A 25075-nucleotide genomic window follows, 5' to 3' on the forward strand; every position below is an offset into this window, starting at 1 on the left:
CACGCAGCGCCCGTTGAAGGAAGGCGCTCTAGCGCCTGGCGCCGAGGGCGCTGCCAGGCCAACTGCGGGGGTCGCGCAGGCCGTAGAGGCCTTTGCCGAGGTCGTAGCCTTCGGCGGCGAGGTTCCGGCGGGCGCGTTCGAGCATGTCGCGGGTCGGCTTGGCGAAGGCGTAGTCGTGCAGCCTCTCCGGCACCGAGTTCATCGCGAGGCGGAACGAGCGGAGCGCGGCGGTGACGGCGGGCTGCGGGACCTCCGGGAGCGCGCCGTACATCTTGCGCGCCCAGTCGGGCAGCGAGTAGTAGCAGAGCGCGCCGAAGGGGAAGTAGCCCGGCTTGCCGGGGGCGAGGAACCGCAGGTTCTCCGGCAGCGTCGGCCACATCAGGAACCTGACGGTGGCCGCGGCCTCCTCGGTGACGCGCAGGTGCGGGCGCATGCTCGCGAGGTACTGCTCCATCTCCGCGACGCTGCCGGGGACGTCCTCGGCGTGCAGGCCGACGTAGGTGGCGGTGTGCCGCTGCTCGTCCAGGTACCGGTCGGCCATCGCGTCGGTGAGGAGCAGGCCGGAGCGGCGGGCGATCTGCAGGTAGGAGTAGACCTCGGCGCAGTGCACCCACAGCAGCAGTTCGGGCTGGTCGAGGCGCTCCTTCCTGCCGGTGTCGTGGTTGAGGATCCGCAGGCCGCGGTGGATGTCGCGGACCTTCCGGGCCAGCGCGTCGATCTCCTCGCGCGTGCCGAACGTGGCGACGCCGACGAAGTCGGCGGTGCGCTGGAGGCGGCCGAACGGGTCCTCCTGGAAGCCCGAGTTCTGCCAGACGCCCCACATGGCCATGGGGTGCAGCGCCTGCAGCATGAGGCTGCGCACTCCGCCGACCCACATGGACCGGTCGATGTGGACGCGCCAGGTCACGCTCTCGGGGGGCTGGACGGTCGCGGACATTCCCACCTCACCAGACGTCGTGCGACAAACTGGTGTAAGTGTCTCATTACCTGCCGACGGCCGTGCACCGGCCCCTGAGCGCGGCCGGTGCCCGTCCGTTCCGAGACCGATCCTGCCTGGTCAGCCCTTGATCTGCGTCCAGGCCTGGGTCCACCGCTCGTAGTCGACGCAGTCGTCGCCGCGGTCGTCGCCGCAGTCCTTCACCGGAGTGCGCCAGAACGCCAGCCGCTTGTAGAAGCCGGGATCGCCGACGTGGTACGTCGAGCAGAAGCCCTTCGCGGTGTACGCGCACGCCTTCGGGTTGGCCGGCGCCTCACCGAAGTACTGCGCGACCTGCGCCTGCACCTTCGGCTTGGTGATCCAGTTCATCCACTTGTACATGCACGCCGGATGCTGCGCCTTCGAGGAGATCATCCACGTGTCGGACCAGCCGGTGGCGCCCTCGGACGGGATCGTCGTCGCGACCGGCGACCGCTGGTCCGCCGCCAGGTTCGCGGTCACCTGCCACGCGGTGCCCGCGTAGTCGTCGGCGCTCTTGAACGACTGCAACTCGTCGAGGTAGTTCGCCCAGTACTGGTTGACGTTCGGCCGCTGCTGCTTCAGCAGGTCGATCGCCGCGTCGAACTGCTTGTCATCCAGCTCGTACACGTTCTTGATCTTCAGGTCGGGGCGGTGCGCCTTCAGGTACAGCGCGGCGTCGGCGATGTAGATGGGCGAGTCGTAGGCGACGACGTGGCCCGACGCGGGGGAGTCCTTCTTCCACACCACGTCCCAGGACGTCGGGCGCTGCGCCAGCTTGTCCGTCCGGTACATCAGCATGTTGGCGCCGTAGCCGTGCGGGACGCCGTACATCTGCCCGTCCACCGAGTTGTACGGCTGGTTCTTCAGGAACCCGGCGATGTCGCCGTACCCGCTGAGCAGCCGCGTGTTGACCGGCGCGACCGTCCCGCCGTAGATGAGCCGCAGCGACGCGTCGCCCGACGCGGACACGCCGTCGTACTTGCCGGTCCGCATCAGCGCGACCATCGAGTCGGACGTGTCGGCGACCTTCGCCTCGACGCGGCAGCCGGTCGCCTTGGTGAACGGCGTGACCCAGTCGACCGTCCGGTCGTTCGAGCCGTTCTCGGCGTAGCCCGCCCAGACGACCAGGTCGAGCCGGCCCTCCGAGGCGCCGATCTCCTGCTGCATCGGGATGTCGGGCGGCGGCGCCGTGCCGGACGAGCCGCCGCCGCACCCGGCGGTCAGCGCGGCCACCATAAGCATGGCCGGCGCGAGCGCCGCGAGCGGGCGCCGCGCCCGATGTGCGCGGTTCGGGGTGTTCGCCATCACGCTGAGAGATCGTAGGGCTATTTTTGGTCACGTGTGCACACAAAATGTGATGATCTGGAAACTGTCGACACACGGCGCGGGATCGTCCTAGGCTTCCGTGCGTTCCGCGCGGACCAGCCGGTATCGCGCAAACCCCGTCGGCCCCACCAGCCCCCACGAGCGAAAGTCGTCACCGAAGTGCCAAAACGAGGCCGCTCTCCGGACCCCTCCGCCGGCCACCGTCGGGTCCCCAAGGCGTCGCGGTTCCGGTCCATCCGGGTCAAGGTCGTCCTGATGGTGACCGTCTCGGTCGTCTCGCTCGGCGTGCTCTGGGCCTTCGCCGCGAGCATCGCGCTCGGCCAGGGCCTCAACCTGCGGCACGTCGAGACCGTCCAGGACCACTTCGGCTACCCGTCCGGCGCGCTCGGCAGCGCCCTGCAGAACGAGCGCCGGCTGTCGATGGTGTACCTCGGCAGCCGCACCGACGGGGACCGCGCCGCGATGGAGTCCGGCCGGCTCGTCACCGACCGGCAGGCCGAGCTGTTCCGCCGCCTCGTGCGCGACTCCGGCGCCCGCGGCGCCGCGCCCGCGCAGGCCCGCCGGCTCGCCGACCGGATCAGCGGCGAGCTCGCCGCGCTCGGCACCGGACGGCGCGCCATCGACACCGGCGCCACCGGCCGGTCCAAGGCGTTCGCCGACTACACCGCCCTGCTGTCGGACGTCGGGTCGCTGCAGGGCTCCCTCGCCACCCTGGACAACTCCGAGGTCGCCAAGGACGCCCGCAACGAGGCGTCGCTGTCGCGGGCCCGCGAGACCCTCGCCGAGGAGGACGCCGTGCTCGCCGGCGCGCTCGCCGCCGGCCGGATGACGCCCGCCGAGCACGCCCAGTTCGTCAAGCTCGTCGGCACCCAGCGGTCCCTGTACGGGTTCGCCTCGTCGGAGCTGCGCCCCGCCGACCAGGCCTACTACGAGCGCGTCACCGGCATGCCGGAGTACACCCGGCTCCGCTCGCTGGAGGACCGGTTCACCGCGTCCCGCGCGCTCGTCCGCCCGTCCTCCGGCTCCGGGACGCTGTGGAAGACCACCGCCGACTCCAACCTCACCCGGCTGCGCGGCCTGGAGCTGTCGGTGACCGCGGGCGCCGAGCAGCGCGCCAAGCCGATCTCCGACGGCATCATCACCCGGGTCGTGCTGGCCGGCGCGCTCGGCCTGCTCGCCGTCATCGCGTCCCTGTTCATCGCGGTGTGGGTGGCCCGGTCGGTGATCCGCGAGCTGGCCCGGCTGCGCCGCGAGGCGCTCGACCTCGCCGACGTCCGGCTGCCCGGCGTGATCCGCCGGCTGCGCCGCGGCGAGGAGGTCGACGTGGCCGCCGAGGCGCCGCCGCTGGCGTTCGGCACCCGCGAGATCGACCAGGTCGGCGAGGCGTTCAACGCCGCCCGCCGCACCGCGATCCAGGGCGCCGTCGAGGAGGCGACGCTGCGCCGCAACGTCAGCGACGTCTTCGTCAACCTCGCCCGCCGCAGCCAGACGCTGCTGCACCGCCAGCTCAAATTGCTCGACTCGATGGAGCGGCGCATCGAGGTCCCCGACGACCTGGAGGACCTGTTCCGGGTCGACCACCTCGCCACCCGCATGCGCCGGCACGCCGAGGGCCTCATCATCCTGTCCGGGCAGGCGCCCGGCCGCGGCTGGCGCAGCCCCGTCGCGATCGTCGACGTCGCCCGCGCCGCCGCGTCCGAGGTCGAGGACTACACCCGGGTCAACGTCGCGCCGATGGCCCGCGCCGCGATCGTCGGGCCCGCCGTCGCCGACGTCATCCACCTGCTCGCCGAGCTGATCGAGAACGCGACCGCGTTCTCGCCGCCGCACACCACCGTCCAGGTGCACGGGCAGGCCGTCTCGCACGGCTTCACCCTCGAGGTCGAGGACCGCGGGCTCAGCATGGACGAGCCGAGCCTCGCCGCGGCCAACGAGCGGCTCGCCAGCGGCGGCGAGTTCGACCTGTCGGACGCCTCGCAGCTCGGCCTGTTCGTCGTCGGCCGGCTCGCCCGCCGGCACGGCGTCAAGGTCACCCTGCGCACCTCCCCGTACGGCGGCATGACCGCGATCGTGCTGCTGCCCGAGGACCTCGTCGTCCGCGCCGACGCCGACGCGCTGGAGGCGCCGCCCGCGCTCACCACCCGCCGCGCCGAGGACGCCCTCGTCCCGGTCGGCGCGGTCGTCGGCGGCCACCGCCCGGACGGTCTCGCCGGCGACGAGCCGGGCGGCGCCGTGCTGCGCCTGCCCGCCGGACGGCACGCCGCGCCCCCGCCGGCCGGGCCGATCGGCCTGCCCTCCGGCGGTCCGGCCACCGGGCCGATCGGCCTGCCCTCCGAGGGCCCGGCCACCGGCCCGATCGGCGTGCCGGCGCCCCAGGCTTCCGGCGCCGGGACCGGCCCGATCGGCTGGGGCGACCCGTCCGCCGAGACCGCCGAGACCGGCGAGACCGGCGGGACCGGCGGGACGCCTCCGGCGGGCGAGCCGTCCGAGACGACCGGGCCGCGGCCGGTGTTCGCCGAGCCCGTGCAGGGGCCGCTGCCCGAGCAGCGCCGGTCGCCGTCCGCGTGGGGCGAGCCGCCCGCGCGCCGCGAGGAGGAGCGGCCCGCGGCGCAGCGGCCGCCGCGCTCGCCGCGCGAGGTCCGGCGGCGTCCCCCCGGCGCCGCCCGCGGCGACCGGCCGGCGCTGCCGAAGCGCGTCCGGCAGGAGAACATGGCCGCGCAGCTGCGCGAGGAGCCGGCCGTCCGGCCCGCCGCCGAGCCCGCCCCGCGCGCCGGCCGCACCCCCGAGGAGCTGCGCTCGATGATGTCGTCCATCCAGCAGGGCACCCGGCGCGGCCGCGCCGAGACCCTCGGCACCGAGGACTCGTGACCTCGGATGACCGGTCCTGGGAGCGAATGGCTCGATGACGAGGCCGGACCGATCGTCCGGTCGTACGCGCTCACCCGCGGGCGCGCCAGGCCCGCCACGGCCGAGACGTTCGACATGATCACGATCGTCGCGACCGCGGCGCGGCCTCGCTCCGGGTCGCCCGGCATCGGGCCCGAGCACCTGGACATCCTGGAGATGTGCCTGCAGCCGCAGCCCGTCGCCGAGATCGCCGCCCGGATCCGGCTGCCGCTGGTCGTCGTCCGGGTGCTGCTCGGCGACCTGCTGCACCACCGGCTCATCACCGTCACCCGCCCGCACCAGCAGGAGAGCACGCTCTCCAAGGAACGCCTGCTCAGGGAAGTGCTGCATGGTCTCCAAGCCCTCTGAAGCCGCGGGCCCGGCCCCCGCCGCGCCCATCGCGGTGAAGATCCTCATCGCCGGCGGCTTCGGGGTCGGCAAGACGACCCTCGTCGGCGCCGTCAGCGAGATCCGGCCGCTGCAGACCGAGGAGCTGCTCACCGACCGCGGCGTCGGCGTCGACGACACCGCGGGCGTCGAGCAGAAGACCACGACGACCGTCGCGATGGACTTCGGCCGCATCACCATCCGCGACGGCCTGGTCCTCTACCTGTTCGGCACCCCCGGACAGGACCGCTTCTGGTTCATGTGGGACGAGCTGTCGTACGGCGCGCTCGGCGCGGTCGTGCTCGCCGACACCCGCCGCCTCGCCGACTGCTTCCCCGCCGTCGACTACTTCGAGAACCGCGGGCTCCCGTTCGTCATCGCCGTCAACATGTTCGACGACGGCTACGACTACACCGAGGACGAGATCCGCGAGGCCCTCGACCTGACCGACGCCACCCCGATCGTGCTGTGCGACGTCCGGGAGCGCGCGTCCGGCAAGGAGGTGCTGACGACCCTGGTGAGGCACCTGCTGGCGGTCCACCAGGCGGAGACCGCCGGCGCCGCGGCCCGGTAGGCTGCGGGCGATGCACCGGACACGCGCGCGGCTCTCCGACGGCCGCGAACTCGTCTACTACGACGAGACCCCCGGAAGAGTCCCCGTCCCCGACCCGCGCGGCCTGCCGCCCGTCGAGCCGGTCTGCGAGGTCCGCCGCGACCCGCTGACCGGCGACCACGTCACGGTCACCGCGCACCGCAACACGCGCACGTTTCTGCCGCCGCCCGACCAGTGCCCGCTGTGCCCCGGCGGTCCCGCCTCGGAGATCCCCGACGACTCCTACGACGTCGCCGTCTTCGAGAACCGGTTCCCGTCGTTCGACGCCCGCACCCCGGCGGTGCCGCCGACGGTCGACGGCGCGGAGGTGTTCGAGCGGTTCCCCGGCGCGGGACGCTGCGAGGTCGTCTGCTTCACCGACGACCACGACGCCGCGATGGCGGACCTGCCGGTCTCCCGCGTCCGGACGGTCATCGACGCGTGGGCGGACCGCACCGCCGAGCTGTCGCGCCTCCCGGCCGTCCGGCAGGTGTTCGTGTTCGAGAACCGCGGCGTCGAGATCGGCGTGACGCTGCACCACCCGCACGGCCAGATCTACGCGTACCCGTTCATCACGCCGCGGACCGAGCGGATGCTCGCCATGGCGTCCCTGAGTCCCGGCCTGTTCGACGACGTGCTGAAGGCCGAGCGGGAGGGCACCCGGGTGGTGCTGTCCGGCGAGCACTGGACGGCCTACGTGCCCGCCGCGGCGCGCTGGCCCGTCGAGGTGCACCTGATGCCGCACCGGCACGTCCCCGACTTCGCCGCCCTCGACGGCGCCGAACGCGACGAGCTGGCCGTCCTCTACCGCGACCTGCTCCGCCGCTGCGACGCCCTGTACGACACGCCGCTCCCGTACGTCGCGGGCTGGCACCAGGCGCCGACCGGCGAGGGCCGCGACCTCGTCCGGCTGCACCTGGAGCTGTTCTCCGTCCGGCGCGCCCCCGGCAAGATCAAGTATCTGGCGGGGTCGGAGTCGGGCATGGCGGCGTGGATCAACGACGTGCCGCCGGAGGCCGCCGCCGCCCGGCTCCGCGAGGTCGCTGCCGGCTGAGCCCCGTCACTGCCGGCTGAGCGTCCGGCTGATCCCGGCGGCGATCGTCGTCGCGAGCACCCAGCCCGCGACGACCAGCACGTACGCCAGCCACTGGTGCCAGCCGGCCGGCTTGAACGCCTTCTCCTGCCCGAAGTCGATGATGGGCAGCAGCAGGTCGAGGGTGTAGAACAGCGCGTTGAACGGCGGATGCTCGCCGGCCTTCAGCGGCGCGGGCGGATGCGGCCCGAACACCGCCGTGCCCACGGCGAGCAGCCCGGCCAGCCACGCCGCCGCCCACAGCGGCCGGAACCCGTACCCGACCGTCACGTCCTGCAGGTATCCCCACAGCCGCGCGTACCGGGGCCGCGTCGACCGGTGCCGGCGCTGCTTGGCCAGCAGGACGTTCCGCGCCGCCCGGTCGTCGCCCGCCTGCCGGTACGCGGCGGCGAGCTGCTCGTACGCGTGCGGCACGTAGCCCTCCTCGTCGCGCTCCAGCATCGCGATGCGGGCCTTCGCGGGGAGCCGGGGCGTGAGCGAACCGTACGTCAGGCCGTCCAGCCAGACCGTGCCGCCGAGGGCGCCGGGCGCCGCGTGCAGCAGCCCGAACCGGCCTCGCAGCAGGTTCGCGGTGCCGTCGACCCGCGCCTCCCGCAGCCACATCTCGCCGATGACCGCGCTCGTCGCCCGCAGCGCGCAGGTCGCGTCGGAAAGGTGCGCCTGCGTCAGCACCAGCAGCCCGGGGATCGCCGCGCCGCGCACGCTCACCTCGCCGTCGATGCGCGCCCGGGTCGCGACCACGTCCGACCCGACGGTGAGGTTCTCGGCGTCGAGCGCCCGCCGGCCCGGGGCCAGCAGCACGGCCTCCCGGAGGTTCACCATGCCCGCGACGGACGCGCCGTTCAGCCGGATCTCTCCGCGCGCCTCGAGGCCGGGCGCCCAGACGTCGTCCTCGACGACGGAATGGTTGAGGTGCAGGACCTCCTCCCGCGCGCCGTCCTCGCCGAGCCGCGCGCGCTCCAGGAAGAGGGCGCCGGCCAGCCGCGCCCCGCCCAGCCGTATCTGCCCCGGGACGCGGCAGTCGGTGAGGCGCAGCACCCCGTCGACCTTGACGGTCTGCGCCACCAGGCCCGGCAGGAACGAGCCGCTGAGGTTCAGATGCCGCAGATCCGCGCCGTACAGCTCCGGCGCCTCGTCGAAACGGCAGCCCGACAGCCGCACCGGATGCGCGACGGTCGCGTACCGCAGGTCGAGCCGTTCCGAGATCCGCGCGCCGTTCACCCGCAGCGCCGCGATCTCCCCGTCGACGGCCGGGCCGAGCAGCAGCTTGCGCAGCACGCTCGCCCGCAGCGTCCGCGCGGGCCCCCAGCCGCCGCCGTGCTCGGGGTCGTCGTCGCCGTCCCGCAGGTCGACGGGCGTCCCCGTGCGGAACGCCCGCCACACGCGCCGCTCGACGGGACTCAGATCGATCGGCTCCACGACCCTGGAACCTATCGGGATCATCCGGTCTTCCGCCGGGCAACCGGACGACGGCGTGATCACCGCCGGAGGCGGCCTCCGCCTTTTCGCGCACTTCACGGAACGATCTCGGGCCGGTGCCCTAGCCTCCCAGGCATGCCCGAAAGCGTGCTGGCGCAGGGAGCGTTCGACGGGGTCGCCGCCACGGCCGCCGGGCCGCCGCTGGCGTTCGCCTCGCGGGCCGGCCAGGGCGCGAACATCGGCCAGGCCTTCGACCTGCGCACCCGCTCCGCCCTCGGCCCGCCGATCCCCGACTTCCCCGACCACCGCGCCGAGTGGGCGTTCGGGCTGCTGCCGGGCGGCGCGCCCGTCGTGGCCTGGACGCACCGCGACCGCGTGCACGTCCACGACCTGTCCACCGGCGGCGAGTTCACCGTCGACGGGCGGCCCGACCTGCTCGGGCTCGCCGTGCACGGCGGCCGCGGCGCCGTCGTCGCCGTCTCCGGACCGGCCAGCGACGCCCGGGTCGCCGTCCTCGACGCCCGCACCGGCGACCTGCTCGCCGAGTTCGGCGTCTGGCTCGGCCACTGGACCGCCATCGACCGCTGGATCCTGCACGCCACCCCCGCGAGCGGCCCCCTCGTCGGCCTCGCCCGCGACACCGAGCGCACCATCGGGCTCCTCGACGTCGAACGCGAGGAGGAGGCCGCGTCGCTGCCGTCCTCCGGCGCGCACGCGGTGCTGGCGCCCGGTCCGGACGGCCCGCCGCTCCTCGTCCAGCCGTCCGGCGCGGCCGTGCTCGTCCAATCCCTGGACGGCGACCCCGCGGTCGCGCTGCCCGCCCCGGGCGACGTCGGCGCGGTCGCCGCCGCGGTCGCGGGCGACCGGTTCCTCGTGGCCGCCGAGGCCGGCGGCGACCTGCTGGTGTGGGACGCCGCGTCCGTCACCCCGTCCCGCCGCGCGCCCGTGCCGGCGCGGGTGAACGACCTGGCCCTGGCCACGGACGGGACGCTGGTCGCGGCCACCGACGGCGGCCTGCGCCTCACATCGGCGTGATCGCCCGCGCCGTCAGCCGCGTTCGGCGAACGCGGCGGCGATCCCGTCGTCCAGCACCACGGTGTGGAGGCCCACCCGCACGTCCGCCAGGGCCGCCGCGTCCACCTCGACGGGCTCGCGGCGCGGCACAGCGCCGTGCACGGCGACCCGTCCCTCGTGGACGGACCCGATCGGGCCGGCGTTGGGCGACGTGAACGCCCCGGTGCTCGCGCTGTGCGTCTTCCGCACCCACCGCGCCGCGTGGATCTCGTCGTTCAGCACCACCACCGCGCCGAGCCCGCGCGCCTGCGGCGCCACGGCCACGTGTGCGGCCACGAGGACGCCCGCCGCACCAGGTCCAGGATCCGCGCGAACGTCAGCTGCGCGCTCGGCACGGCCTCGATGTCGCGCACCTCCAGCGGCACGCCCATATCGGCCAGGCCGGGGACGGCGGCCGTCAGTTCGGCGCCGGTCAGCCGCGCGACGACCGTCCCGCCGTCGCGGCCGGGACCGTGCCCCGCCATCGCGATCGTCCCGCCCAGCGTGAACAGTGCGACGCTCATCCCATCCCCCTCGCTTGATCAACCTCGCCAACCTACGCCCGACGCAGGCAGCCGGGCATGGCGAGGCCGCCGGTGCGCGGGGCGCACCGGCGGCCTCAGGGGGTGGGGTCAGCGTTTGGCTATGCGGTACTGGAGACGGGCCTCGCCCGGGGTGATGGCGCGGTCGAGGAACATCAGGCCGTCCATCCGGCAGTTGCAGGGGTTCGCCTCCCGGTTGTTCTGCGGGAAGCTGCCGCCGATCTTGATGCCGCGCGGGTCGGTGGCGGAGGCGAGGTGCGGGCCCGGCGTGCCCTGCAGCTTCCAGGGGTCGCCGGACACGGTGTAGAAGCCGTCGAGGGGCTCGCCGTTCTTGTAGAGGGACATCTTGCCGGTGTCGTAGTCGAACGTGGCCGCGAGGTGCACCCAGGTGTTCTGCGGCAGGAGGGTGCGCCAGTCCGTGTTCGCGGCGAACGTCTGCGAGCTGCCGCCGTCGATGCGGCGGCCGAGCGCGACGAGCCGGAGCGTGCCGGAGACGTCGATGATCTCCAGCAGGGCGCGGACGGCGTGGCCGTCGGAGTCCCCGGTGAGGACGCCGATGAGGCCGACCGCGTTGTACACGTCGTCCGGGTTCGCGGTGCCCGAGTTGGGCGACGGGTTCGTGCCGGTCATCTTGAACCAGCCCGCCACGGTCGCGCCGCGCACGGCGTTGAACGCGTGCAGGGACGGGACGCCGGTGGCGGAGTAGACGCCGGCCTTCCAGTCGTCGTTGCCGGCCGTGGACGGGTTCACCTGGCCGAGCTGGATCGCGTGCCGGCGCGCGCCGTCCCGGACGCGCATCGCGGCGCCGCCGTTGACGAGGTCGATGGTGGTGCCGGAGCGGCCGAGGTCGCGCTCCCGCGCGGCATCGCCGCGGGCGGGGTGCTCGAAGTCGTAGTAGGAGACGAGGTTCTTCTTCAGGGACGGGGCGACGCCCGGGGCCGGTGACGCCTGGGCCGGGGCGGCGAGCGAGGCGGCGACGACGGACGCGCCGAGCAGGGCGGTCGCGGCCGTGACGCGGCGGCGGAGCAGCATGGAGGGTCTCCTTCCGATGCCCCCGGGGCGGGCGGGCTCGCTCCCGCCCGCCCCGGGGAGGCCGTTACCGTGCCGGGTTCGCGTGGACGGTCAGGTCGCGGAGCCGTCCGATGTTGTCGAACGATCCGAACCCGACGCGCCCGGACGTGAACGTCTTGTCGAGGGCGGTCATGGCGGGACGGGTGGAGCCGTCCACGTAGACCGCGATCTCGCCGGTGCCGGCGCAGTGGGTGACGCGGACGCGGTGCCAGTCGGCGTCGGTGATGGTCGGCGGGGCGCCGTGCGAGCGGTTGGCGTTCCACTGCTGGTCGATGCGCAGCCGGTCCGCGCCGTTCACGACGAAGATGCCGTTGTGGGGGTAGATGCTGTTGTCGGTGGACAGGTGCGCGTAGTAGAAGTGCGTGTCGTCCTGGTAGCCGAAGACGATGATGACGTCGCGGTTGATGATGTCGACCGGGGTGTCGAGCCGCACCTCGGCGTCGATCTTGGACGAGCCGAGCACCGGGCCGGACTTCAGCACCGCGTACTCGAAGGGGCGGCGCGGCCCGGGCCGCTCGGAGCCGGCCTCGGCGAGGACGACCTCCTTACCGGGGAACCGCCACTTGGACGGCGTGACGGGCGCCCAGTTGTCCGCCGACATGACGCGGCTCTCGCGGACGTCGTTCGGGCGGCAGCCGGCGTAGCTCTTGGTGCCGACGACCTTCCAGATCTTCCCGTTGGCCTTGGCGAGCAGGTAGGGCTCGCCCTTGGCGTCCGAGCCGTAGCGCAGGTCGACCCGGTCGTCGCCGGCGAGCTGCTTCATCGTGACGGGGTTGCCCTTGGTGTCGTAGGCCGCGAGCGAGTAGATCTGCGCGCGGTGCTTGCCGGCCGGGTCCCGCTTCATCTCCGACTCTTCGGTGTACATGAGCCGGCCGTCGACGATGTCGGTGAACAGGTACTTGCCGCGCAGGGCGGGCAGGGCGGCGCCGCGGTAGACGTAGCCGCCGGAGATCGCGTGCCCGGTGTCGCTGGAGCAGTTCCAGTCCGCGGGCGGGTCGTGGTCGTAGGCGGCGACCGGGTAGTCGTAGTTGTACTTGGCGTCGTCGGCGGGCAGCGGGTACAGGTGGCAGCGGTCGTCCTTGCGGAAGGTGTACGCGCCCTCGCGCTCGCTCCAGCCGATGTTGTCGCCGGACTTCACCTCGTGGATCGACTCGATCTCGTGCTCGCCGATGTGCGCGAGGAACATGCGGTGCGTGCCGCCGGTGTCCCAGCTGAACCGGTGGGGGTCGCGCATGCCGTAGGCGTAGATCTCGCCGACCTTGCCGGACTGGCCGGCGAAGGGGTTGTCGGCGGGGATGCCGTACTTGCCGTTCGCGCTGTTGTTCCCGGCCGGGTCGATCCGCAGGATCTTGCCCTGCGGGACGCCGAGGTTCTGCGGGTCGCCGCCGTTGTCGCCGACGTTGCCGTTGCCGCCGTCGCCGACGGACATGTAGAGCTTGCCGTAGTCGGCGTCGCCCGGCTTGGCGTTGGGGTTGAAGTCGATCTGCTGCAGGTTGTGGACGCGGCCGGCGAAGCCGATGCGCAGCAGCTCGCGGTGGGTGCCGTGGAAGGTCTGCGCCTTCGGGTCGTCGGCGGTCCACTCGTCGATGACGCCGTGGTAGCCGGTCTTCGGCTGCGGCGTCAGGTCGGGGGTCTTGGTCGTGAGCGCGTTGCCCGACTCGACGTGCGCGGTGTAGAACTTGCCGTTCTTCTTGAAGTCGGGGTGGAACGCGACGAAGCCGAAGCCCTGGCCGAGGCCCGCGGCGGAGTAGAAGTCGGGGAAGGCGCCCTTGACGTCGAGGTAGACGTGCGACTTCCCGGTCTTCTTGTCGAGGAAGTACAGGTTGCCGTTCAGGTCGGGGACGTAGAGCCGGCCGGAGTGGTCGGGCAGCTCACCGACGTGGTTGATGCGGTTCCAGCGCGCGAGCCGCGGGTCGGTGGGCGGTGCGGAGGGCTCCGACTTGGGCAGCTGGGCGACCTCCTTGAGGACGAGGCCGAGTCCGGACGGGGCGGGGTCGTCGGGGATGGGGTCGAGGATCGGGGCGTCGTCGCGCGCCTGCGCACCGGCCGGGAGCACGGTGATGAGGGCGGCGAGCATCGCCAGGGTGGTCAGCAGGCACCATCTCAGTCTTTTCATTCCGACCGTCCAAGGTGGGGGGTTGGGTGGGGGACGGAGTGGATTGGAAAGCGCTTTCTGGAAGCGCTTTCCCGAACGTACGACCGGCTCTCGCCCGCCGTCAAGAACGGATTCGGCGCCGGATCGCGATCCCGGCGGCCGGCCGGGCGCGCGTCGACAGGGCATGGACCAGCGTCGCGGCGGCCGACACCGCGAGCCCGATCGGGGCCGCCGCCGCGTGCCCGGCCAGCGTCAACGCGACGGCGAGCACCGCGCCCGGCGCCCAGATCCACGTCCGGACGGGACGCGCGGGCCGTCCCCGCCGCCGCCGCGCGGCCTCGGCGGCCATCGGCGGGACGAGCGCGGGCAGCGCGGCGGCCAGCACCGTCAGCCAGTCGAGCAGCATCCGGTCGACGCGCAGCGCGGCGAGCACCGCGCCGGGCACCGCGACCGCCAGCACGCCCCACGCCCGTGCGCCGAACCGGCCGCCGGGCGGCAGGAAGCGGCGGACGGCGAGGGCGCCGGAGTGCACGGCGGCGAACGTCGGCGCGATCACCGACGCGGCGACGAACAGGTTCGCGGCGGGCAGCCCGTCCGGCCCGGCCAGCACCGCGACGACGTCGGTGGACCCGCTGGCCGCCGCGACGCCCGCGCCGACCACCGACGCGGCCAGCGCGGGCCCGACCAGCAGCGCGACGCACGCCGCGAGGTCGCGGCGGCCGCGCAGCCCGGCGGTGAAGTCCGGCGCCCGCACGGCGAACACCGACACGTACCCGATGTAGCCGGCGAGGTCGGCGGCGAGCCCGGTGAACGGGCCGTCCCGCGCGAACGACACCGGCGACGCGGGCGGCGGCAGCCGCACCGCGACGATCCCGATCAGCGCGATGGCGGTGAGCGTGGTGGCGACCGCGATCGCGTTCCACCGCCCGCCGCCGGCCAGCAGGACCGCGACGATCGGGACGGTCAGCAGCACCGCCCCGGCGGCGTCCGGCAGGCCGGTGAGCGCGGCGAGGGCCGCGCCGCCGAGCCCGACGTTGAACCCGAACCAGCCGGCCATCGCGGCGGCGAGCAGCGCGGTGAACGCCCGCTCGGCGGCCGGCGGCAGGTAGCGCGGCGCGAGGACGGCCATGCCGGCGCCGTCCCCGGCGGGCGGGCGCAGGCCGAGCCGCCCCTGCGCCGCGAGCAGCGCCGTCATCACGGCGCCGCCGGCGGCGAGCACGGCGACGGGCAGCGCGCCGCCGTGCCGCCCGCCGACCTGCGCGCCGAGGACGAGCGCGCCCGGCGCCGTCCCGATCCCGAGCCACGCCCCCGACGCCCCCCGCCAACTCCGCCCCTCCATTGAGTTGCGGCGAGTTGTCGTTATGCGCGCCGTCACAACGACGACTCGCCGCAAGTGAACGCGGTTCGGGGGGTCATGCCACGTGCTGGGCGTAGCGGGACAGGGACAGGTTGAGGGCGGCTTGGCCGGGCATCGCCCACAGCTCGTCGTTGAAGATCTCGACCTCGATCGGGCCGGTGTAGCCGGTGGCGTCCACGGCCTCGCGGAACCGGCGCAGCTCGATGCGGCCGTCGCCGAGCATGCCGCGCCCCGTGAGGACGCCCTCGGGGAGCGGCGTCACCCAGTCGGCGACCTGGAACAGGGCGATCCGGCCTTCCGCGCCGGCGCGCGCGATGCCGTCCCACACGGCCGGGTCCCACCACAGGTGGTAGGTGTCGACCATGACGCCGACCTGGGTCGGAGAGAACGGCGCGGCCAGGTCGAGGGCCTGGGCGAGGGTCGAGACGACGCACCGGTCCGAGCAGTACATCGGGTGCAGCGGTTCCAGGGCCAGCTGGACGCCGTGCTCGCCCGCGTACGGCGCGAGCTCGGCGAGCAGGTCCGCGACCCGCGACCGGGCGCCGTCGAGGTCCCGGGAGCCGTCCGGCAGGCCTCCGCTGACCAGGCAGAGGACGGGGGCGTTGAGGGCGGCGGCCTCCTCGATCGCGCGGCGGTTGTCGTCCAGGGCGTCCGGTTTGTGGAAGAAGCCGCCCCGGCACAGCGACGTGACCGCGAGGCCGTGGTCGCGGACGAGCTCGGCCGTGCGGGGCAGGCCGTACTCGGCGACGGGCTCGCGCCACAGGCCGACGCCCGCGACCCCCGCCGCCGCGCAGCCGGCGAGCAGGTCGGGGACCGGCCAGTGCCGGGTCGTCCACTGGTTGAGGCTGAACCTGGTCATAGGGCTCCTTGGACGGTCAGCCAGGCGCGCATCCGGGTCGCGGCGAGGTCCGGGTCGGGCAGCAGCCCGGCCGCGTCCGCGAGCCGGAACAGCCGGGACAGGTGCGGGACGGACCGCGCCGACTCCAGCCCGCCGACCATCCGGAAGTGCCGCTGGTGCCCGGCCAGCCAGGCGAGGAAGACGACGCCGGTCTTGTAGTAGTACGTGGGGGCCTCGAAGAGGTGCCGGGCGAGCGGCAGGGTCGGCGCGAAGATCTCGTCGTAGGCGTCCGAGCCCTGGTCGAGGGCGTGCAGCGCGGCGGCGGCCGCGGGCGCGATCGCGTCGAAGATCCCGAGCAGTGCGTCGCTGTGCCCCTCGGCATCGCCCTTGATCAGCTCCGGGTAGTTGAAGTCGTCGCCGGTGTACAGGCGGACGCCGGCCGGCAGGCGCCGCCGGAACGCGATCTCCCGGCCGGCGTCCAGCAGCGAGATCTTCACGCCGTCGACCGAAGCGGCGTGCTCGCCGATCAGCGCCAGCAGCGCGTCGGCGGCGGCGTCCAGGTCGGACGAGCCCCAGTAGCCCTCCAGCGCCGGGTCGAACATCGGGCCGAGCCAGTGCAGGACGGCCGGGCTGCGCAGCTGCGGCAGCAGCCGCCCGTACACCGCCGCGTAGTCCTCCGGCCCGCGTGCCGCGGCGGCGAGGTGGCGGCTCGCCATCAGCACCGGGACGGCCCCGGCGTCCTCGATGACGCCGAGCTGCTCCTCGTAGGCGGCGGTGATCCGCTCCAGCGTGGCCGGGCCGGGCGGGAGCTGGTCGGTGCCCGCGCCGCAGACGATCCGGCCGCCCGCTGAAAGCGCTTCCTCGCTGCTGCGCACGATGAGCTCGCGGGTCGTCGGCCAGTCCAGCCCCATCCCGCGCTGCGCCGTGTCCATCGCCTCCGCGACGCCCAGCCCGTACGACCACAGGTGGCGGCGGAACGCCAGCGTCGCGTCCCAGTCCAGCGAGTCGCCGAACGGGTCGGCGACCACATGGGCGGCGGCATAGGCGACCCGCGACGACGCCGGCCCCGGCGGCGGGGGATAGGCGCGCGGCTCGCCCATCGTGTGCGGGACGAGCGTCCCGTCCGGCTCCGGCAGGTCGATCTTCATCGCCGCAGCTCCGGCACCTCGAGGCGGCGGCCCTCGCGCCACGCCTGAAGCCCCAGCTCCGCGAGCTGCACCCCGCGCGCCCCCGCGTAGAAGTCCCACTCGAACGGCGCGTCCTCGGCGACGTGCCGCAGGAACATCTCCCACTGCGTCTTGAAGCCGTTGTCGAACACGGTGTTGTCCGGGATCTCCTGCCACTGCGAGCGGAAGTCCTCCGTCGCAGGCAGGTCCGGGTTCCACACCGGCTTCGGCGTCATCGACCGGTGCTGGACGCGGCAGCGCCGCAGGCCCGCGACCGCCGACCCCTCCGTCCCGTCGACCTGGAACTCCACCAGCTCGTCGCGGAACACCCGGGTCGTCCACGACGAGTTGATCTGCGCGACGATCCCGCCGTCCAGCTCGAAGATCCCGTACGCGGCGTCGTCGGCGGTCGCCTCGTACGGCTTGCCGTCCTCGTCCACCCGCTGCGGGACGTGCGTCGCGCCGAGCGCCTGCACCGACCTGACCTGCGCGATCGCGTCGAGCACGTACCGCCAGTGGCAGAACATGTCGAGGATGATCCCGCCGCCGTCCTCGGCCCGGTAGTTCCAGGACGGCCGCTGCGCCTCCTGCCAGTCGCCCTCGAACACCCAGTAGCCGAACTCGCCGCGCACCGACAGGATCCGGCCGAAGAAGCCGCCGTCGATCAGCCGCCGCAGCTTCAGCAGCCCCGGCAGGAACAGCTTGTCCTGCACCACGCCGTGCTTGATGCCCGCCTCGTCGGCGAGCCCGGCGAGCGCGAGCGCGCCCGCCAGGTCGTCGGCGAGCGGCTTCTCGGTGTAGACGTGCTTGCCGGCCGCGACCGCCGCGCGGATCGCCTCGACGCGGGCGCTCGTCACCTGCGCGTCGAAGTAGATCTCGGTGTCCGGACGGGCCAGCGCCTCGTCCAGGTCGGTCGTCCAGGCGTCCAGCCCGTGCCGCGCGGCGAGGTCGCGCAGCTTCGCCTCCGACCGGCCGACCAGCACCGGCTCCGGCCACAGGTCGGTGCCGTCCGCCAGCCGCAGCCCGCCCTGCTCGCGGATCGCGAGGATCGAGCGCAGGAGGTGCTGCCGGTATCCCATCCGGCCGGTCACGCCGTTCATGACGATCCCGATGGACTTGCGTGCCATCCCGTTCCTTCCCAGCCTTGTGTAGAGGCGTGCCTAGTCGAGCGCCGCGCCGGCGCCCAGGAGCTTGCGGATGCGGCCGGTGACGCGGGCGAACTCCGGCTGCGCCATGGTCTGCGCGTAGTCCCGCTCCGCGGGCAGGTCCACGTCGATGACCTCGGCGACCGTGCCGGGCCTGTCGGTCATCACCACGACCCGGTTCGCCAGGTACGCGGCCTCGGCGACCGAGTGCGTGACGAGCAGGACCGTCGTGCCGGTCTCCCGCCAGATCCGGTTCATCTCGATGTTGAGCTGCTCGCGGGTGAGCGCGTCGAGCGCGCCGAACGGCTCGTCCATCAGCAGGACGGGCGGCTCGTGCAGCAGCGCCCGGCACAGCGCGACCCGCTGCTGCATGCCGCCGGACAGCTCGTGCGGCAGCGCGTCCTCGAAACCGGTCAGCCCGGTCATCTCCATCAGCTCGGCGGTGCGCCGCCGCGCCTGCTCCGCGGGCATCTTGCGCATCTCCGCTTGGAGCAGGATGTTCTTGCGGGCGCTGCGCCACTCCAGCAGCGCGGCTCGCTGGAACACGTAGCCGATGTCGGCGCGCGGCCCCGCGACCTGCTCGCCGCGCAGCCGGACGCTCCCGGTGGACGGCTTGAGCAGCCCCGCGACGAGCTTCAGCAGGGTCGACTTCCCGCAGCCGGACGGCCCGACGATCGCGACGAACTCCCCCATCGGGACGTCCAGCGACACCTCGCGCAGCGCGGTGACGTCGCGCTTCTTGCTGCGGAACCGGACGGCCACCTCGTCGATGCGCACGGCGGACGACTGCTCCGCCGCGGCCTTGCCCGGTTCGCTCATGGTCTTCATCGCCCGTCCGCTCATCCCTGCGCCGCCAGCTGCGGCGACCAGTACGTCGACGGCGCCTCGGCCTTGCCGATGACCCCGGTCTGCTGGAACAGCGCGATCGTCTGCTTCCAGTCGTCCTCGCTGTTGACGCCCGGCGCCTTGCCCTGCGTCGCCTGCGTGTGCAGCAGCGTCAGCGTGGTCTTGAACTGCTCGGTGACGACCTTCGCCGGCGGCAGCTGCTCGGACGCGCCGGCCATGCTGGCGACCGCGCCGGCCGGGTCGGCCTCGGCGGCCGTCCACGCCTCGCTGGTGGCGGCGACCATGTCCTTGACCAGGTCCTTGTCGCTCTTCAGCTTCCGCTCGCCGACCAGCAGGCCGTTGGAGAAGAAGTTGACGCCGAAGTCGGAGTAGCGCAGGTACGACACCGGCTTGCCGGACTTGTCGGCGACCGTCGGACCCTGGTCGTTGGCGAACCCGACGAGCCCGTCGGCCTTGCCGGAGATGACCGCGGCGATCTTCCCGGCGGGGTCGGTGTTCTGCAGCGGGACGTCGCTCTCCGACAGCCCGTTCTTCTTCAGGAACACCGGGAACGTGCGCGACAGCGCGTCGCCCGCGGTGATCGCGATCTTCTTGCCCTTCAGGTCGGCGGGGGCCTTGAGGTTCTTGGCGCTGAAGGCCTGCACCGACGCGGGCGTGGTCTGCAGGAACACCCCGATGCTCTTGATCGGCATGCCCTTGTCGACGGCGGCGAGCAGCGCCGGGGTGTCGGCCCAGCCGAAGTCGGTCTGCCCGGCGCCGGTCGCCTGGACGGTCTTCTGCGAGCCCTGGCCCGCCTTGATCTCCAGGTCGATGCCGTGCTTTTCGTAGATGCCCTTCTTCTTGCCGTAGTAGAAGGGCGCGTGCTCGCCGTAGGGGTACCAGTTCAGCGTGAGGGTGACCTTCGTGAGCTTCTTGCCGGAGGCACTGGTGGTCTCGCCGGAGTCGCCGCCGCAGGCGGTGGCGGCCAGGGCCAGGGCCGGGGCAAGGACGGAGACGGCGAGGATGCGGAGTTTCATGGGAGGTCCTCCATGGGTGGGGTGAACTCCCGGCCGGCCGGCCGGTTCGTGGAGGCGGGTTCGGAAGGGCCCGTCCGGACGGGCCGGGTCAGTAGGTGGTGGTGACGGCCTCGCCGCGGCGGCTGGCGTGCCAGGGGAGCAGCAGCTTCTCGGCGATCTCGACGGCGACGAACAGCACGACGCCGATGGCGGACATCACCAGCAGCCCGGCGAACAGCATCGGGGTGTCGATGTTGCCGTTGGCCTGCAGGATCACGTAGCCGAGCCCCTCGTTCGCGCCGACGAACTCGCCGACGACGGCGCCGGTGACGGCGAGCGTCACGGCGACCTTCAGGCCGGAGAACAGGTGCGGCAGCGAGGCGGGGAGCCGGATCTTGGTGAAGGTGGCGAACGCGCTCGCGCCCATCGTGGACGACAGCTGCAGCATCTCCGGGTCGACCGCCTTCAGCCCGGCGACCATCGAGATCACCACCGGGAAGAACGCGATCAGCACCGCAACGACGATCTTGGGGCCGATGCCGAAGCCGAGCCAGACCACGAACAGCGGGGCGATCGCGATCTTGGGGATGACCTGCGCGAACAGCAGGATCGGGTAGAGGGTGCGCTCGACCGTGCTGGAGTAGACCATGATCACTGCGGCGGCGACGCCGATGACGACCGCGAGCGCGAAGCCGATCAGGGTCTCGTAGGTGGTCACCCATGTGTGGTGCCAGATGTAGCCCCACTTGTCGCCCATCAGCTTCAGCGTCGTCCAGGGCGAGGGCACCAGGTACGCCTCGACCAGCTTGAACGCGGTGATCGCCCACCAGGCGGCGAAGCACGCCACCAGCAGCGCGACCGGCCGCCAGGCCGACTCCAGCGCGGTCGCGATCCGCTCGCCCGCGCCGGGCCGGTCGCGTTCCACGACCCCCGGGGCGTCCGCCGGCGGCTTGGCGCCCGCCGCGCCCCGCCCGTGCGGGGGGCGGTTCGCCGAGCGCGGGGGGTCGTCCCCCCGCGAGAGGTGCTGACTCACCATGGTTCCTCCGGGACCGTGCCGAGAAAGCGCGTTCAGAAAGCGCTTTCTGAGGTACCGTAGGAACCTGCGCCGGGCGCGGTCAAGAGGGTCTTTCCGAACGGGCCCGCCGCGCGGCGGCCGGCGAGGCCGCGCGGGACCGCCGCGGTCCCCGCCCGGGCGGCGCGGGGGACGCCCCCCACGAGGAGGACGCATGACCGAGGCGGCGGAGGAGCCGCGCACCGCTGACCGGGCCTACGTGACGCTGCAGGACGTCGCCCGGCAGGCCGAGGTGTCGCTGGCCACGGCCTCCCGCGTGCTCAACGGGACGTCGCAGGTCAGGGCCGATCTGCGGGAGCGGGTGCTGGCCGCCGCCGCCGAGCTCAGCTACACCCCGAACGCGCACGCCCAGGCGCTCGCCAGCTCCTCCAGCAAGTCCGTCGGGGTGATCTGCCACGATGTCAGCGACCCCTACTTCGCCGCCGTCGCCCGCGGCGTGATGCGCACCGCCGCCGAGCACGGGATGCTCGTCATGCTCGCCAGCACGTTCCGCGACCCGTCCCGCGAGATCGAGTACGTGGCGATGCTGCGCGCGCAGCGGGCCCGCGCGATCCTGCTGATCGGCTCCGGCTTCGAGGACCGCGACTGGGAGCGCTCGATGGCCGGCGAGCTGGACCCCTACCAGCGCACCGGCGGGCGCGTCGCGGTGCTCAGCCGGCACCGCAGCCTCAAGGTCGACGCCGTCCTGCCGCAGAACCGGGAGGGCGCCGGGGCGCTCGCCCGCGCGCTGCTCGACCTCGGCCACCGCGACTTCGGCGTGCTCAGCGGGCCGCGCGCGCTCACCACCGTCTCCGACCGGCTCGGCGGCTTCATCGAGGCGCTCGCGGAGGCCGGGGTGCGGGTGCCCGAGGAGCACATCGTCGAGGAGTCCTTCACGCGCGACGGCGGGTACCGCGCGGCGACCGAACTGCTGCGCCGCGACCCCCGTCCGACCTGCGTGTTCGCGGTGACGGACGTGATGGCGATCGGCGCTCTCGCCGCGCTGCGCGACCACGGCGTCGCGGTGCCGGGCGAGATCTCCCTCGCCGGCTTCGACGACATCCCGATCGTGCGCGACCTCGCGCCGCCGCTCACCACCGTCGCGCTGCCGCTGGAGGCGATGGGCGAGCACGTCATGGGCCTCGCGCTGCGCGAGCCGCCCGCCCGCCGCAGCCGCATCGAGCGCGTGGCCGGCCACGTCATCCTCCGCGACAGCACCGCCGCCCCCCGTTGACTTGTGGCGGGGGGGGGGGGGGGGGGGGGGGGGCGAAAAAAAAACACCCCCCACAACAACCCGGGGGGGGGGGGGGGGGTTATGAGGGGCTCCATAACCACGACACGCCACAAGTCAACCGAGGGGGTGGGCGCGGAGGTCGGTGAAGGCGAACTCGCAGTTGTCGGCGCGCAGGCCGATCGAGCCGGGGCGGACGATCGGCGGGCCGTGCCGGCCGCCGTCCACGGCCTCCAGCAGCACGCGGCCGTCCTGGCGGACGGCGATGGTCACCAGCGACCGTCCGTTGGAGGTGATCCGGACGTCGAAGGACTGCCACGCGCCCGGCCGGAACGGGTGCCGGACCTGGCCGAGCGTCGTGTAGGTGCCGCCGTTCTCGGTGCCGCCGGTCAGCTTCTTCTTCACCACGAGCAGCCCGTCGCGCCGGGCCAGCGACGCGACGTACAGCTCGGTCTGGTCCTGGCGGCGCAGCATCAGGTGGAGGCCGTCGGTCGGCTCGGTCGGCGCCCGCCCGCCGCCCGGCACGAGCCGCAGGACGCGGACCCGCAGCGTCACCCGGACGTCCTCGAAGTCGGCGCGGCGGGTGTTCATCCGGAACACGCTCGACCCGGTGCCGGTGGACGAGCGGGCGTCCGGCACCGCTTGGTCGGGCGGCCCGGACCAGCCGGCGCCGTCCCGGACGAACAGGGACCCGCTGGTCACGTCCCAGTCGGGGGACCGGCGCGCGTCGGACGCGCGCGGGTTCCAGTGCGCGTACTCGTTGGTGACCAGGCGGTCGCGCCCGGACGTGCGGGACGCGAAGTCGCCCGGCCCGCCGCATCCGCGCAGCGACAAGACGGCCGCGGGGAGCGCCGCGGCGGCGACGGCGCCCGCGACGATGGTCCGCCGTGACGACATCGGCTACCCCGCGTCGAGCGCCGTGCACAGGCCCCGCGCCCGGAGCCCGGTGATGATCGCCGGGAGGGCCCGGATGGTGGCGGCGGAGTTGGCGACGCCGTCGTGCATCAACACCACCGAGCCGGGGCCGGCCTTGGCGAGGACGGTGGCGGCGATGTCGGCGGGCCGCCGCCCGCGCCAGTCGTTGGTGTCGACCGACCAGCGGACGACCCGCAGCCCCAGCGCGCGCGCCTGCGCGTCCACGACGCCGTCGGTGTTGCCGAACGGCGGCCGGAACAGCGTGGGGCGCGGCGCGCCCGCCCGCATGATCGCGGCGTTGGTGCCGGCGAGCTGGCGGCGGACGGCGGCGGCGTCGAGATCGGCCATGTGCGGATGGTCCCAGCTGTGGTTCTCGGCGAGGTGGCCGCCCGCGACGACCGCCCGGACGAGCGCGGGGTGCGCGGCGGCCTTCTTGCCCATGATGAAGAACGTGGCGCGCACGTCGTAGGCGCGCAGGACCTCCAGGATCTGCGGCGTGTAGACGTCGGGGCCGTCGTCGAAGGTGAGGGCGACGCGCCCGCGCCGGCACGCGTTGCCGGTGTCGGCGTGGTCGAGCAGCGCGCGGTTCACGACGGTCTCGGCGTGCAGGGTGCCGGCGTTGCCGCGCTGCGGGACCAGCGCGTCCAGCGCCGGCGGGACGATCGCGGCGAGCGCGAGGACGCCGAAGCCGAGTTCGGTGAGGTGGCGGCGCAGCCGCCGCTTGCGGCGGGCCGGGCGGCCGGGCCCCGTGGGCCCGGCCGCCTTCGCTTCATCGGTCATGTGCCCTGGTCCGTGAGGGAGAAGTCGTCGACGACGAGGGTCCCGGCGCCCGGCAGCGCGACACCGAAGCTGATGTTGGTGGCGCCCGCGGGGACGGCGGGGGTGGTGACGAGCGTCTGCTGCCAGGTGCTCGTCTGCGTGAGGGTCGGGCCGTTCGTCCAGAACGTCCAGGCGCCGGTGGCGCTGCGGTAGTAGATGCTCATCTTGGTGGTGACGCCGGCCGCCCAGGTGCCCTTGTACCAGACCCCGAGCCGGTAGCTGTGGCCCGGCGTGGCGGCGGGCGCGCAGGTCCCGGCGTCCTGTCTGGTGACGAGCTTGCGGTCGCCGTCGGTGCGGGCGGAGACGTCGACGCGTTCGGCGAACTGCCCGGTGTGCGAGTCGTTCGTCCGCGTCCAGGCGAAGGTGTTCGTCCCGTACCCGCCGAGCTGGAAGCAGTCGGGGACGCCGTCGGTCGCCGCCTCCAGCGACGGGTTCTGCACGGTCGTCGGCGACGGCGGACCGTTGACGGGCGGCTGCAGGCTCCCGCCGATGACCTGGTCGACGGTCTTCACCACCGTCCCGTTCGCCGCGCGCGGCGCGAGCCAGTCCAGGAACGACGACAGCGTGGCCGGGCTGACGGCGTAGGTGTCGTCGCAGCCGTTGCAGACGTGGTGGACGACGAGCTGCACCCATCCGCCGCCGTGCGTCTCGGCCTGCGTCACGTACCCCTGGAGCTGCGCGAGCGTGGTGCCCGTCTTGACCGAGTCGGGGGTCTGGGTGAAGTAGGGGCTCGCCGGCGGGATCGTCTCGGCGTAGCCGCAGCCGTTGCAGTCGCCGGGCGAGACGACCCCGCCGACCGTCCGGGCGCTGTTGTAGCCGCAGTCGTGCACGACCTGCCCGGACGTGCTGCTCGCGTTCCCGTACGGGTAGGCGAAGTTCTTGACGGTGAAGCCCATGTTCAGCAGCGCGACGCGGTCGTCGCAGACCTGCCGCTGCTGCTCGGTTGTGGAGAGGGTGGGCAGGTCGGCGTGCGTGATGGTGTGGCCGCCGATCTCGTTGCCGGCGGACTCCAGCGACGCGATCTCCGCCTGCGTCATGTAGCCGGACGTGCCGACCCGGGCGCTGTTGATGTAGTAGGTCCCCTTCATGCCGTGGCTCGCGAGAGCCGGGCGGGCGTTGTCGTACTGGTCCTGCGCTCCGTCGTCGAACGTCAGCGACACGACCGTGCCGGTGTCGGCGCTCGCCGGCACCTCGGCGAGGACGCACGCCGCGCCGACCAGCGCCGCGGTGACGAGCACGAGAAGTCTTCGTGGAGACATCGGGGGTACTCCGTGGGGAGTCGGGGGTGGG

At 73.5% G+C, this 25075-nt stretch carries 23 protein-coding genes; 6 read left to right on the forward strand and 17 right to left on the reverse strand.

Going from position 1 to position 25075, the window contains the following annotated elements; genetic code table 11:
- Positions 1 to 28: 28 nt before the first annotated feature.
- Both F8568_RS10055 and F8568_RS10060 read right to left on the reverse strand, forming a co-directional pair.
- The gene (locus tag F8568_RS10055) at positions 29 to 937 is read right to left on the reverse strand and encodes an oxygenase MpaB family protein (protein WP_151593238.1); all 909 of its coding nucleotides are present in this window, start codon (positions 935 to 937) and stop codon (positions 29 to 31) included.
- Between the two features lie 120 nt (positions 938 to 1057).
- Positions 1058 to 2263: an ABC transporter substrate-binding protein gene (locus F8568_RS10060; protein ID WP_236008616.1), complete on the reverse strand. Its 1206-nt coding sequence runs from the start codon at positions 2261 to 2263 to the stop codon at positions 1058 to 1060.
- Positions 2264 to 2539: 276 nt separating this feature from the next.
- Between F8568_RS10060 and F8568_RS10065 the strand changes: the two genes are divergently transcribed.
- From F8568_RS10065 to galT, 4 genes are read left to right on the forward strand one after another with little or no spacing between them, the layout of a single operon-like run.
- Complete coding sequence (locus tag F8568_RS10065; protein ID WP_151593239.1) at positions 2540 to 5152, forward strand: sensor histidine kinase; 2613 nt, start codon at positions 2540 to 2542, stop codon at positions 5150 to 5152.
- Positions 5153 to 5158: 6 nt separating this feature from the next.
- Complete coding sequence (locus F8568_RS10070) at positions 5159 to 5539, forward strand: DUF742 domain-containing protein (protein WP_151593240.1); 381 nt, start codon at positions 5159 to 5161, stop codon at positions 5537 to 5539.
- Positions 5520 to 6131: a GTP-binding protein gene (locus tag F8568_RS10075; protein WP_151593241.1), complete on the forward strand. Its 612-nt coding sequence runs from the start codon at positions 5520 to 5522 to the stop codon at positions 6129 to 6131. The genes F8568_RS10070 and F8568_RS10075 overlap by 20 nt, the downstream gene beginning before the upstream one ends.
- A 10-nt stretch (positions 6132 to 6141) precedes the next feature.
- The gene (gene galT / locus F8568_RS10080) at positions 6142 to 7203 is read left to right on the forward strand and encodes a galactose-1-phosphate uridylyltransferase (protein ID WP_151593242.1); all 1062 of its coding nucleotides are present in this window, start codon (positions 6142 to 6144) and stop codon (positions 7201 to 7203) included.
- Between the two features lie 6 nt (positions 7204 to 7209).
- Here the strand turns inward: galT and F8568_RS47945 are convergent, their stop codons facing one another.
- The gene (locus F8568_RS47945; RefSeq protein ID WP_151593243.1) at positions 7210 to 8661 is read right to left on the reverse strand and encodes a membrane-associated oxidoreductase; all 1452 of its coding nucleotides are present in this window, start codon (positions 8659 to 8661) and stop codon (positions 7210 to 7212) included.
- A gap of 135 nt (positions 8662 to 8796) precedes the next feature.
- Here F8568_RS47945 and F8568_RS10090 point away from each other — a divergent pair, with 135 nt between their 5' ends.
- Positions 8797 to 9696, forward strand: a complete 900-nt coding sequence (locus F8568_RS10090; protein ID WP_151593244.1) for a hypothetical protein — start codon at positions 8797 to 8799, stop codon at positions 9694 to 9696.
- A 12-nt stretch (positions 9697 to 9708) separates the two neighbouring features.
- Here F8568_RS10090 and F8568_RS47950 read toward each other — a convergent pair whose 3' ends face one another.
- The 11 genes from F8568_RS47950 to F8568_RS10140 form a co-directional block, all read right to left on the reverse strand.
- Positions 9709 to 10011 carry an asparaginase domain-containing protein gene (locus F8568_RS47950; RefSeq protein WP_328600806.1) on the reverse strand — a complete coding sequence of 101 codons (303 nt, stop codon included), beginning with the start codon at positions 10009 to 10011 and terminating at the stop codon, positions 9709 to 9711.
- Positions 9951 to 10238 (reverse strand): asparaginase domain-containing protein, encoded by a 288-nt coding sequence (locus F8568_RS47955; RefSeq protein WP_268896207.1) that lies wholly within the window; start codon positions 10236 to 10238, stop codon positions 9951 to 9953. Before F8568_RS47955 ends, F8568_RS47950 begins: the two co-directional genes overlap by 61 nt.
- Positions 10239 to 10346: 108 nt before the next feature.
- The gene (locus F8568_RS10100; RefSeq protein WP_151593245.1) at positions 10347 to 11288 is read right to left on the reverse strand and encodes a LamG-like jellyroll fold domain-containing protein; all 942 of its coding nucleotides are present in this window, start codon (positions 11286 to 11288) and stop codon (positions 10347 to 10349) included.
- Positions 11289 to 11352: 64 nt separating this feature from the next.
- On the reverse strand, positions 11353 to 13443 hold the full coding sequence (locus tag F8568_RS10105) for a PQQ-dependent sugar dehydrogenase (RefSeq protein ID WP_151593246.1): 2091 nt from the start codon (positions 13441 to 13443) through the stop codon (positions 11353 to 11355).
- Positions 13444 to 13543: 100 nt separating this feature from the next.
- Entirely contained in the window at positions 13544 to 14761 is a 1218-nt protein-coding gene (locus tag F8568_RS10110; protein ID WP_151593247.1) for a hypothetical protein, read from the reverse strand.
- A 73-nt stretch (positions 14762 to 14834) separates the two neighbouring features.
- Complete coding sequence (locus F8568_RS10115; RefSeq protein ID WP_151593248.1) at positions 14835 to 15638, reverse strand: sugar phosphate isomerase/epimerase family protein; 804 nt, start codon at positions 15636 to 15638, stop codon at positions 14835 to 14837.
- Entirely contained in the window at positions 15635 to 16765 is a 1131-nt protein-coding gene (locus F8568_RS10120; RefSeq protein WP_151593249.1) for a dihydrodipicolinate synthase family protein, read from the reverse strand. The genes F8568_RS10115 and F8568_RS10120 overlap by 4 nt, the downstream gene beginning before the upstream one ends.
- Positions 16762 to 17910 (reverse strand): Gfo/Idh/MocA family protein, encoded by a 1149-nt coding sequence (locus tag F8568_RS10125; RefSeq protein WP_151593250.1) that lies wholly within the window; start codon positions 17908 to 17910, stop codon positions 16762 to 16764. Before F8568_RS10125 ends, F8568_RS10120 begins: the two co-directional genes overlap by 4 nt.
- Before the next feature lie 33 nt (positions 17911 to 17943).
- Positions 17944 to 18756 (reverse strand): ABC transporter ATP-binding protein, encoded by an 813-nt coding sequence (locus F8568_RS10130; RefSeq protein WP_151593251.1) that lies wholly within the window; start codon positions 18754 to 18756, stop codon positions 17944 to 17946.
- A gap of 11 nt (positions 18757 to 18767) precedes the next feature.
- On the reverse strand, positions 18768 to 19790 hold the full coding sequence (locus F8568_RS10135) for an ABC transporter substrate-binding protein (RefSeq protein ID WP_151593252.1): 1023 nt from the start codon (positions 19788 to 19790) through the stop codon (positions 18768 to 18770).
- 88 nt (positions 19791 to 19878) lie between these two features.
- On the reverse strand, positions 19879 to 20805 hold the full coding sequence (locus F8568_RS10140) for an ABC transporter permease (RefSeq protein WP_151593253.1): 927 nt from the start codon (positions 20803 to 20805) through the stop codon (positions 19879 to 19881).
- Positions 20806 to 20995: 190 nt separating this feature from the next.
- On the opposite strand from F8568_RS10140, the gene F8568_RS10145 reads away from it, so the two are divergent.
- Positions 20996 to 22054, forward strand: coding sequence for a LacI family DNA-binding transcriptional regulator (locus F8568_RS10145; RefSeq protein WP_151593254.1), 1059 nt, complete (start codon positions 20996 to 20998; stop codon positions 22052 to 22054).
- Positions 22055 to 22168: 114 nt separating this feature from the next.
- Here F8568_RS10145 and F8568_RS10150 read toward each other — a convergent pair whose 3' ends face one another.
- Genes F8568_RS10150 through F8568_RS10160 form a run of 3 tightly spaced genes read right to left on the reverse strand, consistent with a single transcriptional unit; the run spans position 22169 to position 25044 of the window.
- Positions 22169 to 22948: a hypothetical protein gene (locus tag F8568_RS10150; RefSeq protein ID WP_151593255.1), complete on the reverse strand. Its 780-nt coding sequence runs from the start codon at positions 22946 to 22948 to the stop codon at positions 22169 to 22171.
- Positions 22949 to 22951: 3 nt separating this feature from the next.
- Positions 22952 to 23746, reverse strand: coding sequence for a polysaccharide deacetylase family protein (locus tag F8568_RS10155; protein ID WP_160573565.1), 795 nt, complete (start codon positions 23744 to 23746; stop codon positions 22952 to 22954).
- Entirely contained in the window at positions 23743 to 25044 is a 1302-nt protein-coding gene (locus F8568_RS10160; protein ID WP_151593257.1) for a polysaccharide deacetylase family protein, read from the reverse strand. The genes F8568_RS10155 and F8568_RS10160 overlap by 4 nt, the downstream gene beginning before the upstream one ends.
- Between the last annotated feature and the right edge of the window lie 31 nt (positions 25045 to 25075).

This window comes from Actinomadura physcomitrii (assembly GCF_008923205.2).
Taxonomy (GTDB): Bacteria; Actinomycetota; Actinomycetes; order Streptosporangiales; family Streptosporangiaceae; genus Spirillospora; species Spirillospora physcomitrii.